We start from the raw sequence: 12,974 nt of genomic DNA, 5'->3' as shown, positions 1-12,974 counted from the left end.
GAGAAGGTGCTCAGTTCGCGGAACAGAACCGGGTGTTGCTAGGCTCGATTATTACAACTTCGTCATATGAAAATTGCGACACGGCATTTCTGCAGGACAAAACTGCAGGTGTTACGCTAATGTGACGTTGAAGCCGTCTTTAAGGCGGCAGCGTAATGAATGTAGATCGACCAAAGGTGACCTCATGGCGCTCACGCCTGAAGACGTAGTAAACAAGCGGTTCCAGCATGTGAAGTTCCGCGACGGGTACGACCAGGATGAAGTCGACGATTTCCTCGATGAGGTAGTCGTAGAGATCCGCCGTCTCTACCAGGAGAACGACGAACTTCGTCAGAAGCTCTCCACCGCCGAACAGCGCGTCAAGGAACTCGACGCCGGCGGAGCATCTGCTGCCGCACCCGCTAAGGACATCGACGCCACTCAGGCAATGCCTGCCGCGGTGCCGGCTCCCTCCTCGCAGAAGGCCGCCGAAGCGCCGAAGCAGGAGCAGACCCCAGCAGCACCTGCTGTCCCGGAAACCACCGAACAGCCTTCCGCACCTGCAGTCAAGGAAGCAGCACCTGCCGCTCAGACTCCTGCAGCGAAGGAATCTGCTTCTGCCGGCAACAACGCAGCACCAGCTGCTGCAGCAGGCACAGCCGCTGGCCTCGGCCTCGGTTCGGGTCTCGGCAGCGGAGACGGCGACGCCCACGGGCTCATCGCTCTTGCACAGCGCGTCCACGACGAGCATGTGGCTGAAGGCGAACGCCGCCGCGACGAGCTCATCAAGTCTGCAGAGACCGAAGCCAAGGACATCGTTGGCAAGGCTGAGACCAAGCGCGACGAGACACTGTCGACCCTGGAAACCCAGAAGTCGACCCTCGAGCGCTCCATCGATCAGCTCTCGAACTTCGAGCGTCAGTACCGCACGCGGCTCAAGAGCTACCTCAACGATCAGCTGCGCGACCTCGAGAATTCGACAAGTCTGGCACCGGAGACCCTGGACGGGAACTCCTTCGGTTCGTCGTCGAATCACAAACTCTGATTCGTCACAGCAGACACGCAAGGTCCGGGAGCTCCATGGAGATCCCGGGCCTTGTTCGTGCCCGGGTGAGATGGCGCATAACGGCTCCTTCCGTGCCATCGCGTCATCAGTCAGTGAGTTAGAATGAGCCAAATGAACGATGATGCCACTGAGACAAGACCCCGGCGGCGCAGAATGCTCGGGATGCTGTTCGGCATTGCCGGGATCGTCCTTATCGTGGATCAGTTCACGAAGTTCCTCGCGGTCCGATTTCTCGAAGGACAGGAGCCAGTCGCCGTCATCGGCACTCTGGCAGGCTTCAACTTCTATCGGAACCCAGGTGCGGCACTCGGACTCGGGTCCGGTGTGACGTGGATCTTCCCTCTCATCGCAATCGCTGTCTTCGTCGCGATCATCATGTTGTCGAGGAAGTTGGGCTCCGTGGCCTGGGCCATCGGACTGGGTCTGCTGTTGGGCGGACTGTTCGGCAACCTCGTGGACCGGCTGTTCCGACAACCGGGATTCCTCCACGGTGCCGTAGTCGATTTCATTGACCTATCGTTTTTCATCTGCAATGTCGCTGACATTGCGATATCCGCAGCGGCTGTCACCCTCGTGGTCGTCAGCCTCAAAGGCATTGAACTGGACGGATCGGACTCGAAGCACGAGAACACGGTCGGAGAGGACACACATGGCTGAACGCTCGATCCTGGTACCCGAGGGCCTCGAAGGCCAACGGGTGGACTCTGCGCTGTCGAAGCTGCTGGGGCTCTCCCGCACAGCAGCCGCCGACATCTGCGCCGAAGGGGGCGTGCAGCTGTCAGGACAGGTCGTCGCAAAATCGGATCGGGTCTCCGCCGGAGAGCGTCTGGACATCGAGATGCCCGAACCTCCGCGACCGCTGGAAGTCGTCCCGGATCCCGTGCCCGGAATGAAGGTCGTCCACGACGAGGATTCCTTCGTCGTCGTCGACAAACCCGTCGGCGTCGCCGCTCACCCGGCACTGGGCTGGAAGGGGAGAACCGTCGTGGGCGGACTCGCCGCAGCCGGCTTCAGAATCGCGACCTCGGGTGCACCCGAACGACAGGGAATCGTCCAGCGCCTCGACGTCGGCACCTCGGGCCTGATGGTCATCGCAAAGAGCGAATACGCCTACAGCGTGCTCAAACGCGCGTTCAAGGAACGCACCGTGGAGAAGACCTATCACGCCGTCGTCCAGGGACTGCCGGATCCTGTGCTCGGCACCATCGACGCGCCCATCGCCCGCAACCCTCGCCATGACGGTCTCTACGCCGTCCACAGCGGAGGTAAGAACGCGATCACCCACTATGAGGTGCTCGAAGCTCACCGACGAGCGTCCCTGGTCGAGGTGCATCTCGAAACCGGGCGCACCCACCAGATCCGAGTCCACTTCTCTGCGCTGAAACGCCCCTGCGTCGGTGATCTTCCCTACGGCGCGGATCCGACTCTGGCTAAGGACCTTCACCTGGAACGTCAATGGCTGCACGCCGTCAAGCTCGGCTTCCATCACCCGGAGTCGAACGAATGGGTCGAATTCGAGAGCGGATACCCCGAGGACCTGCAGTACGCGATCGATCGCATCCGTACGTCCTGATCTCACCTCGGAAACTGCGTCGCAGCTCCGTAGCGCCACCTCGCTGACCGACATCTTCTCGGTCGCCGAGGTGGCGTTTCGGGCTCCGCTGGCAGACCCGGAGATGGTCTAAGCTGGGGGTCGCAGCAAAGGTCATATCTGAGGGAAGGCTGTCAGTGCCGAAAGACGATTTCGTCCATCTTCACGTCCACACCGAATACTCCATGTTGGACGGAGCCGCCCGACTCACGGACCTGATGGCCGCGACCAAGGCATCGGGAATGTCGGCCATCGCGACCACGGACCACGGCTATCTCTTCGGTGCCTTCGACTTCTGGTCGCAGGCGACCGCAGCCGGCATCAAACCCATCATCGGCGTCGAGGCCTATGTCACTCCCGGCACCGACCGGCGCGATAAGACCAGGGTGAAATGGCGCACGGATGAGTCGCAGAAACGTGACGATCTCTCCGGCGGTGGTGCCTACACCCACATGACCCTGCTCTCACGCAACAACACGGGCATGCGCAATCTCTTCAAGGCCTCGTCCTACGCTTCCCTCGACTCTGTCTTCAGCAAGTGGCCGCGCATCGACCAGGACCTGCTCGAGACCTACTCGGAGGGGCTCATCGCGACCACGGGCTGTCCCTCGGGGGAGATCCAGGTCCGCCTGCGCCTCGGGCAGTACGAAGAGGCCAGGGCCGCTGCCGGCAAATACCGTGAGATGTTCGGCAAGGACAACTACTATGTCGAGCTCATGGACCATGGGCTCTCGATCGAAAAGCGTGTGACCAAGGACCTCATCCGTCTGTCGAAGGAGATGGACATTCCCTTGGTCGCGACCAACGACCTGCACTACACGCATGAGTCCGATGCGAAGGCCCACGAAGCGCTGCTGGCCATCCAATCCGGGTCGAAGCTCATCGAGCCCACCTATGACCAGGGCGGCTCCCGCTTCGCCTTCTCCGGATCCGGCTACTACCTCAAATCGGGTGCGGAGATGCGCGCCCTGTTCTCCGAATTCCCCGAGGCCTGCGACAACACCCTCGAGATCGCCGAGAAGTGCGAAGTCTCCTTCGACACCTCGGCGAACTACATGCCGAAGTTCCCCTGCCCTCCCGGCGAAGACGAAACGTCCTGGCTGGTCAAAGAGGTGCAGACGGGACTCGAATACCGGTACCCGGGAGGAATCCCCGACGATGTGCGCAAGCAGGCCGACTACGAGCTCGACGTCATCATCTCGATGGGCTTCCCCGGTTACTTCCTCGTCGTCGCCGACTTCATCAACTGGTCGAAGGACAACGGCATCCGCGTCGGACCCGGACGTGGTTCGGGTGCCGGCTCTATGGTCGCCTACGCGATGCGCATCACCGACCTCGACCCGCTCAAGCACGGACTGTTCTTCGAGCGCTTCCTCAACCCTGACCGTGTCTCCATGCCCGACTTCGACGTCGACTTCGATGATCGTCGCCGCGGCGAGGTCATCGACTATGTGACACGGAAGTACGGTGACGAACGTGTCGCCATGATCGTCACCTACGGCACGATCAAGACGAAGATGGCGCTCAAGGACTCCGCGCGCGTCCTCGGCAAGCCGTTCTCGATGGGGGAGCGTCTGACCAAGGCTCTGCCCCCGGCCGAGATGGCCAAGGACATTCCGCTGGCCGACATCGAGAACGCCGAATCGAAGCGCTACAACGAGGCGGGGGAGTTCAGAGAATTCGTCGACTCCGACCCGGATGCGCGTGAGACCTTCGAGACGGCGAAGGGCATCGAGGGACTGAAGCGGCAGTGGGGCGTCCACGCTGCCGGAGTGATCATGTCCTCGGACCCGATCATCGATGTCATTCCGATCATGCGTCGTTTCCAGGACGGCCAGGTCATCACCCAGTTCGACTACCCCACCTCTGAGGGCCTCGGACTGATCAAGATGGACTTCCTGGGGCTGAGAAACCTCACGATCATCTCCGACGCGGTTGAGAACATCAAAGCGAACCGCGATTACGATCTCGATCTCGAACACCTCGACCTCGACGACCGCGGGGCCTACGATCTGCTCTCCCGTGGTGACACACTCGGCGTGTTCCAGCTCGACGGCGGTGGACTGCGCGCCCTGCTGCGACTGATGAAGCCGGACAACTTCGAAGACATCTCCGCAACGATTGCGCTCTACCGTCCGGGCCCCATGGGTGCCGACTCCCACACGAACTTCGCGCTGCGCAAGAACGGTCTGCAGGAGGTCACCCCGATCCATCCGGAGCTCGAGGAGCCTCTCGAGGATATCCTCGGCACGACCTACGGTCTCATCATCTACCAGGAGCAGGTGATGGCGATCGCGCAGAAGGTCGCCGGGTACTCGCTGGGCCAGGCGGATATTCTGCGTCGCGCCATGGGCAAGAAGAAGAAGTCCGAGCTGGACAAACAGCAGGTCGGCTTCTTCGGCGGCATGAAGGAACGTGGCTACTCCGAGGCGGCGGCGCAGGCCCTGTGGGACATTCTGCTGCCCTTCTCCGACTATGCGTTCAACAAGGCCCACTCGGCGGCCTACGGTCTCGTGTCCTATTGGACGGCCTTCCTCAAGGCTCACTACACGGCGGAGTACATGGCCGCGCTGCTCACCTCGGTGGGCGACAACAAGGACAAACTCGCGATCTACCTCAATGAGTGTCGACGCCTGGGCATCACGGTGCTGCCGCCAGACGTCAACGACTCGGCCCTGCACTTCACCCCAGTCGGTGAGGACATCCGCTTCGGTATGGGAGCCGTGCGCAACGTCGGCGCCAACGTCGTCGACGGCATCGTCGAAGCCCGTGGGGAGAAGGGGGCATACACCTCCTTCACGGACTTCCTCGACAAGGTGCCCAGCCACGTCTGCAACAAGCGCACGATCGAATCGCTCATCAAGGCCGGCGGCTTCGATTCGCTGGGCCAGACTCGCAGATCACTCGTCGAGGTCCATGAGGAGGCCGTCGACTCGGTCATCGGCGTCAAACGTCAGGAGGCCAACGGCCAGTTCGATCTGTTCGCCGGACTCGGCGGGGACGATGACGAGCCGAGCTTCTCCGTGGCGATTCCCGACCGACCGGAATGGGAGAAGAAGGAGAAGCTCGCGTTCGAACGCGACATGATCGGCCTCTACGTCTCCGACCACCCGCTCAATGGTCTCGAAGGAGTCCTGGCAGCTGAGTCGGAGGCCTCCATCGCCGAGGTGGTGGATCCGGAGTCCCACCGCCACGATGGATCGCAGGTCAAGATCTGCGGCATGATCACCCAAGTCAGCCGCAAGGTGTCGAAGAACTCAGGCAAGCCGTACGCGATCGTGACCGTGGAGGACCTGAACGCCGAGGTGGAGGTCATGTTCTTCGGTGACACCTACGAACCTGTGGCGAGCCTGCTGACCAACGACCTCGTCATCTCGCTGACCGGACGCATCCGCCATTCCGATGACCGCCCGACGTCGATGATGGCGATGTCGATGACGATTCCCGATGTCACCGACCCGAAGGATCGTCCGCTCAACCTCATGCTGCCGATGGAGAAGGCCACAGAGGAGATGGCCTCGAAGCTGCTCCAGGTCCTCGAATCCCACAAGGGCCAGACCGATGTGCACCTGGTGCTCTCGCAGCCGGGCCGGCAGACGGTGATGCGTCTGGATCGCGCCATCCGCGTCGATCCCAATCCGAGCCTCTACGGTGACCTCAAGGCACTGCTGGGATCCCGCTGTCTGACAGCCTGAGAACACGAGCGGTGAGGGCGGGGACTAGAATGGTGCGGGTGAACATTCTGGACTTCCGCGGCGAGAGACTGAACAAGCGATTCCTCAAGCAGAGACTGCCTCGTGCCGCCGAGACGCATGCCGACATCGAACGACGAGTCGCCGAGCTCCTGGCTCAGGTACAGGCTGGGGGAACCCGTGCCGTGAAGGAATTCACCGAGAGGTTCGACTCGGTCACCCTTGAGTCGCTGCGTGTGCCCGCCTCCGAACTGGAACGCGCCGAAGCCGAACTGGACCCCTCGGTCAAGGCTGCCCTGGTCGAATCGATCTCCCGAGCCAGGAAGGTTGCTGCGGACCAGCGACCCACAGACGTCCGCACACAGTTGGCCTCCGGTGCGCACGTGACGACACGGCACCTGCCGATCGAACGAGTCGGTCTCTATGTTCCCGGCGGGCTGGCAGTCTACCCATCGACCGTCGTGATGAACGTCGTGCCGGCACAGGCTGCAGGGTCAGCCTCACTGGCTATCGCCAGCCCACCGCAGAGCAACGGACTGCCCCACCCCACGGTGCTCGCCACAGCCCACATCCTCGGCGTCGACGAGGTCTGGGCCATGGGCGGTGCCCAAGCCATCGGAGCGCTGGCCTACGGCCTCGATGATGTGGAGCAGCTCGACCCCGTCGACCTCATCACCGGTCCGGGCAACGCCTACGTCGCCGCCGCCAAATCGCTCATGCGATCCCAGGTCGGCATCGACGCCGTGGCCGGACCCACCGAAATCATCATCCTCGCAGACGCGAACGCCGATCCGGCCTTCGTCGCCGCCGATCTCATCAGCCAAGCCGAACACGACGAACTGGCGGCCTCCGTTCTCGTTACGGACTCGACCGAACTCTCCGAACGGGTCCAGGTAGAACTGCTCACCCAGGTCCCGGCCGCCGCACACGAAGCGCGGATCAACACCGCACTGTCGGGTCAGCAGTCCGCCATCGTCCTCGTCGACGATATCGACGCAGGAATCGATGTCGTAAACGGCTACGCCGGGGAGCACGTCGAGGTCCACACCGCCGAGGCTGATACCGTCGCTGCCCGCATCACCAACGGGGGAGCGGTGTTCGTCGGAGATTGGTCCCCGGTGTCCCTGGGCGACTACTGCGCAGGCTCGAACCACGTCCTGCCCACCATGGGAACCGCGGCACACGGCTCCGGCCTCGGAGTGCACTCATTCATCAAGGTCAGCCAGGTCATCGACTATGACCGTTCGGCACTGGCCGAGGTCGCCGACCACATCGAGGTGCTGGCCGACAGTGAACAGCTGCCCGCCCACGGTCGCGCCGTCAGCATCCGGTTCGAGGAGTAGATATGCGTTGTCCGTTCTGTCGTGAATCAGATTCCCGAGTCGTCGATTCGCGGACCAGCGAAGACGGCGCCGCGATCCGGCGTCGCCGGCAGTGCCGTCATTGCGGGCGCCGCTTCACGACCATGGAGGCGACCAGCCTCTCGGTGATCAAGCGTTCCGGTGTGACCGAGGAGTTTTCCCGACAGAAGATCATGTCGGGTGTGCGCAAGGCCTGCCAGGGGCGTCCGGTCAATGACGACGACCTGGCGAAGCTCGCGCAGAAGGTCGAAGAGGACATTCGGTCCAAAGGGATCGCCGAGATCGATGCCGACGAGGTGGGTCTGAGCATCCTCGAACCGCTGCGCGAACTCGACCAGGTCGCCTACCTGAGATTCGCCAGCGTCTACCAGGGCTTCGACTCCCTCGAAGACTTCGAGGCGGCGATCGACTCGCTGCGTGCCGACGCCGCATTGAAATCGGGCGATGCCAGGCAGGCAATTCCCGAAGATTTCCAAGCCTGAGAAAATCACCGACAGAATTCTGTGAGCGGAGTAGTCCAGCGCACCGATTCTTGTGTAATATTGACAGTGCGCGCTTCGGCGCGCGGCCGCTTGCGGTTCGGAGGGGAAGCCGAACCGTCAAGCGGCCCTTTAATTTCTCCGTGAGACTTGCTCCACGACGACAGAGGGCGCATCGGGAATGATTCCGATGCGCCCTCTGTTCGTCTTCTCTCAGGCGTGCTGAGAGACCGGGAGGTCAGCCTGCCTCAGTCTGCGATGAGCTCTGACAGCTCGGTCGGCGCAGAAGCCAAGATCCGCAGCCTATCCGTCGTACGGGTCAACGACACATAGAGCGCTCCGACCCCGTCTTCGTGCCCCTCGGGAGCGATCAGACCGGGTTCGACGATGACCACGGAATCGAATTCCAGGCCCTTCGCCTGCTGAGCGGTGATGACCGCGATCTGATGGTCGAGGCCGGTGACTGAACGGCCGATGTCGAAGCCGGCCAGCACCTCGGCGACGGAATCGATGAGATCGCGCGCAGCGATCACGGCGATCTTGCCGCCGCCGACGGTCTCGACCTCATCCCTGACAGTGGGAACGAGTGCCGCGAGTGTCTCCTGCGTCGAGGAGAACGAGTCCATTCGTGGGTCGGGACCGCCCTGGCGAACCGATTCGACGAGTTCGAGCTGCGGGAAATGGCGATGCAGGTAGCGGTTAGCCAGGTCCATGACCGACTGCGGAGTTCGGTAGGAGACGGTGAGCACCTGCAGGCTGTAGCGATCGCCGACGAACTCGGACAGGATGGAATTCCAAGTCCGGGTGTTGTCCACGTGCGAGGACTGAGCCAGGTCACCCACGACAGTCGCGGACTTCGACGGAACTCGACGGAAGAGCACCCGCCACTGCATGGGGGAGAGTTCCTGAGCCTCGTCGACGACGAGGTGGCCGTAGGTCCATTCGCGATCGTCGAGCGCACGCTCGGCCAACGTGACTGTCGGGCCTTCCTCCTCCCATCGGGCAGCCAGTGTCTCCGCATCGATGAGAGCCGAGGTGTCCGTCATGTCGAGGACCGCCTCGGCGTATTCCCGAGCCGATTCATCGCGCGCGGCAGTCTGCTGCGGGCTGCTGCCGAGCAGCTCCGCGAGCTCGTCGAGGAGAGGAACGTCCTCGATGGTCAGCTCTGCGTTCGCAGGGCGGATCAGTCTCTGCTGGTCTTCGGGGGACAGCAGTCGCTCGGCGGCGGCCTGCAGCTTGTGCGGCTTGGACAGCAACGCACGCAGAGCCGCAGCGGGACTGATGGGGAACCAGGCGAGATTGAGAGCCCGGCGCACGTCCACGCTCGAACGCAGTTCGTCCATCAGCTCCGGCAGTCGCTCACCTGCACCGTCGAGGCCCATCTGCCGTGCCAGATCCTCTGCGAGGGTCTTGAGCAGACCGGAGACGAAGCCGTTGCGGGCGGCATTGTGAGCGTCCCCGCTGCGACGGGCTCGATCGCGGGCCCCGCGCACGTCGCGGCGACGCAGCCAGATGGTGTGCGAGCCGACTCGCAGCTCTTCGTCCTGCTCGGGGATCCGCTCGTAGTTGGCGATGTGATTCCTCAGCACCGTGGCCATCTCGGATCGCCCCTTGATCACCGCGACATCCGTGTCATCGCTCAGCTCGGTCTCGAGACCGGGGTAGAGCTGTCCGGGGGTGAGCAGAAGGGCACCCGTTTCGCCGAGGCTGGGCAGGACCTTCTCGATGTACTTGAGGAACACCGCCGAGGGGCCGACCAGCAGCACACCCGATTTCGCGATGCGCTCCCGGTGACGGTAGAGGAGGAAGGCCGCACGGTGGAGTGCCACCGCCGTCTTCCCTGTTCCCGGTCCGCCTTGGACGACGAGCACACCCTGCAGCGGCTGGCGGATGATGGCGTCCTGCTCGGCCTGAATGGTTGCGACGATATCGCCCATGCGACCGGTGCGGTGATTGGTCAGGGCCGCGATCAGCGCGCCCTCGCCCTGCAGATTCGACCGTTCATCATCATCGAGGGCCTCGATGTCGAGCACATCGTCCTCGAGGTCGGTGACCGTGCGGTTCTTCGTCACCAGATGGCGACGCCGGATGACACCGGCCGGATTGGCAGCAGTCGACTGGTAGAAGCGCTCCGAGGCCGGAGCACGCCAGTCGATGAGGATCTGCTGACGGTTGGCGTCGGTGAGCCCGATCCGTCCGATATAGCTGGGCTCCGCGTCCGATCTGAGATCGAGACGGCCGAAGCACAGCCCGTCCTCAGCGCTGTTGAGTCGGATCAGCTGGTCCTCATACAGAGTTGCGAACGCATCGCGCTCACTCCGGTGCTGATGATTGCCGCCGACCTCGGAGATCCTCACCTTGCCCAGTCGGGCCGTGGCCTCATCTCGCAATTCGTCGAGTCGTGCATAGAGCTCGTCAAGCTTGACCTGCTCGACGCGTATTTCTGAAGTCTCGGTCATCTCACCTTCCCAATCGGCATTCCATTATGCCGAACTTTTCTCACCGGGAGTAGTTGGAAGCACTGAAACAATGCTGGTGTGTTCCGTCACAGCCCCAGCCGCGACTTCAGACTGTGCCCGGAAAGGAAGGTCGCCATGGTCGCGGCGGTCCGCAGACTCCTGTCGAGTTCGGGCACTTCCAGTGGAGAAGCCGAGGCGATGACGACCACATTGCCGCGTCGACGGCCCTTGAGAATCCCCGGTTCGGCGGCCGCAGCAACGTGGTCGAAGGCAGAGTACAGCAGCTCAAGCTCGGCCCGGAGGACCCGATGGTCGCCGGAGTCGGGGACGTTGGCGATATAGACCCCCGTGTCCTTGAGGATTCGTGCGCTGGTGGTGAAGAACTCCGAAGTCTGCAGCGTCGGGGGCACAGAGTCGTGATCGAAGGCATCACGGATGAGCACATCAAGGGTGTCGGGCCGGAACTTCTCAACTTCGAGGGCACCGTCGCCGGCGCGCAGTGCAAGCGCGGGGGAGCGCGGCAGATCAAACCAGTCGCGCGAATAGTCGAGGAGAACCGGGTCGATGTCGATTGCCGTCTGCTTCGACCCCGGGCGCTGTGCATGGAGGGCACGAGCGAGGGCGCATCCGGCGGCCCCGATGTGGACCGCTCGCAGCGGTCCCGGTGCGAACTGGACGTCGATGATCCGCGACATCCAATCCAGATATTCGAAGTCCAGACGAGTCGGCTCACTCAGAGTGATCGACGAAGACGGCACACCGTTGACATGAAGGACGTAGCTGTCGACCTCACCGTCGACCTTCTCCAGCCGCGCAGTGCCGGTCGAGATATCGACGACTTGTGAGCCGGGTGCTGTGTATATCCGTCGTTTCGCCACCCCTCACTTGTATGCCAGATGTGCCTCGGTGGCAATTCCGGGTGTCACAGCGTGGGGACAGCGGACCGGACTCATGTGCTCTCGGCCTGTGGATGCTTCGAGCGAATCCACAGGCATCTGATCAACCCTGGTCATTCCGGCAGAGGAGAAGCTTAAGTGATCCCATGCAGACGACAGCGAAGACAGCAGAAGACATCATCGGAATCGTGCCCCATACGCTCGGCTACATTCCACGCGAGAGCCTTGTGGCCATCATCGTGGGAACCGACGAAGACGGCGGTCAGTCATGTGCCACGACGCTGCGCGTCGACTTCGACCTGGAGACGGCCGCGCACATCGTTGCCGAGGGAGGGCAGTGGTACAGCGATCTCATCGCCGGAGCCTGCGCCGCCTCGGGAGTGTTCCTGGCCCTCTACGACTCGGAATATCAGCGCGATCTGCCCGGGGCAGGGCGGAGGCCGGACACAGATCCTGCGCAAGGCGGGGACAACGGCGACGAGTACTCATACGTTCGCCGGGATCTCATCCGGGCCGCCATCGACGAGATTGCCATGGCGCTGGGGGACCGAGGCATCGACACTCTGGGCGCGTGGTGGGTGAGTGAGGAGAGATTCGGTCGCATCGATGGCGATGGGCTGACCAGCACCCTGCTTGAGGCCGCAGCGACCTCGGCCTGCGCCACCGAACTCATCGCCGGCGGCTCAGCGCCCGCGGCATCAGCGAAGGAGCTCGTGGCCAGGCCCGTTTCAGCAGCGGAGTTCCAAGACAGCCGCAGAGACTGCGCAGACACCCGGCTGACCATCGGCGAGGGTTTCGACATCATCTCCGAGGTCTATCCGCGGCTGGTCCGCCTGAGCGAGGGAGACGACCCCATCGACCGAGCCGCCCTCACAGAGCTGATGACGCTGCAGACGGTCATGGCCATCGATGCGATTCTGGGGGAGAAGTGGTCTCGGGACGCACTCGAGATGATCCTCAGCTTCGACCACCCGAACTTCTCACGCTCTGATCTGAAGAAATGCGGTCCCGGGCAGCTGCACCGTCGCGCACAGCGATATGGAAGATCCCCGCAGGCTGCCCAGCACATGGTGGGCCTGTCCGATCGCGCTCCGAAGCCAAGCGATGTTCAGTTGGGCATCGAGTTCCTCGAGGCCTACATCCCTCTGGGCCACCCGGATGTCCGGGCCACCGCCTATGCTGTGATCGCATGGTTCGAATGGTCGTTGGGAGGGTCGACGATGGCAGAGCACTACGCCCAGGCCGGGCTTGACCTCGATGCTGATCATTCGATGGCTACACTGATCATCAACGCCGTTCAACATGGGTATCTCCCACGGTGGCTGATGCCGGTGCGTCGCGGCCCCGGATGAGGCCGTGACACACCCTCGACTCACCGTCCCGGGCTCAATTCGCAAAGCCGGGAATATCGTGCGAAAATTGGGTGTTGACCCTGTCATAGCATCATGGGC

Annotated in this window: 9 protein-coding genes; 7 read left to right on the top strand and 2 right to left on the bottom strand. The window is 62.8% G+C overall.

From position 1 onward, the window contains the following. Positions 1 to 184 precede the first annotated feature (184 nt). From CXR25_RS11205 to nrdR, 6 genes are all read left to right on the top strand, one after another. Positions 185 to 1,024, top strand: coding sequence for a DivIVA domain-containing protein (locus tag CXR25_RS11205; RefSeq protein WP_125240552.1), 840 nt, complete (start codon positions 185 to 187; stop codon positions 1,022 to 1,024). 132 nt (positions 1,025 to 1,156) lie between these two features. Continuing rightward, positions 1,157 to 1,702 (top strand): signal peptidase II, encoded by a 546-nt coding sequence (locus CXR25_RS11200; protein ID WP_009884377.1) that lies wholly within the window; start codon positions 1,157 to 1,159, stop codon positions 1,700 to 1,702. After that, complete coding sequence (locus CXR25_RS11195; RefSeq protein WP_009884378.1) at positions 1,695 to 2,618, top strand: RluA family pseudouridine synthase; 924 nt, start codon at positions 1,695 to 1,697, stop codon at positions 2,616 to 2,618. The genes CXR25_RS11200 and CXR25_RS11195 overlap by 8 nt, the downstream gene beginning before the upstream one ends. A gap of 203 nt (positions 2,619 to 2,821) precedes the next feature. Beyond that, on the top strand, positions 2,822 to 6,331 hold the full coding sequence (dnaE, locus tag CXR25_RS11190) for a DNA polymerase III subunit alpha (protein ID WP_236850743.1): 3,510 nt from the start codon (positions 2,822 to 2,824) through the stop codon (positions 6,329 to 6,331). Between the two features lie 29 nt (positions 6,332 to 6,360). After that, positions 6,361 to 7,671 (top strand): histidinol dehydrogenase, encoded by a 1,311-nt coding sequence (hisD, locus tag CXR25_RS11185; RefSeq protein ID WP_125240551.1) that lies wholly within the window; start codon positions 6,361 to 6,363, stop codon positions 7,669 to 7,671. 2 nt (positions 7,672 to 7,673) lie between these two features. Further along, positions 7,674 to 8,171, top strand: coding sequence for a transcriptional regulator NrdR (gene nrdR / locus CXR25_RS11180; RefSeq protein WP_009884381.1), 498 nt, complete (start codon positions 7,674 to 7,676; stop codon positions 8,169 to 8,171). A 245-nt stretch (positions 8,172 to 8,416) separates the two neighbouring features. Here nrdR and CXR25_RS11175 read toward each other — a convergent pair whose 3' ends face one another. Beyond that, entirely contained in the window at positions 8,417 to 10,627 is a 2,211-nt protein-coding gene (locus CXR25_RS11175) for a HelD family protein (protein WP_009884382.1), read from the bottom strand. Between the two features lie 86 nt (positions 10,628 to 10,713). Further along, complete coding sequence (locus CXR25_RS11170; RefSeq protein WP_069600302.1) at positions 10,714 to 11,505, bottom strand: spermidine synthase; 792 nt, start codon at positions 11,503 to 11,505, stop codon at positions 10,714 to 10,716. Between the two features lie 164 nt (positions 11,506 to 11,669). On the opposite strand from CXR25_RS11170, the gene CXR25_RS11165 reads away from it, so the two are divergent. Continuing rightward, positions 11,670 to 12,875 (top strand): DUF4192 family protein, encoded by a 1,206-nt coding sequence (locus tag CXR25_RS11165; protein WP_069600301.1) that lies wholly within the window; start codon positions 11,670 to 11,672, stop codon positions 12,873 to 12,875. Positions 12,876 to 12,974: the final 99 nt, after the last annotated feature.

Origin of the sequence: Brevibacterium aurantiacum (genome assembly GCF_003932995.1) — a bacterium.
Taxonomy (GTDB): Bacteria; Actinomycetota; Actinomycetes; order Actinomycetales; family Brevibacteriaceae; genus Brevibacterium; species Brevibacterium aurantiacum.
The sequence above is the reverse complement of the archived record's forward strand: the minus strand, read 5'-3'. Positions and strand labels throughout refer to the sequence as shown.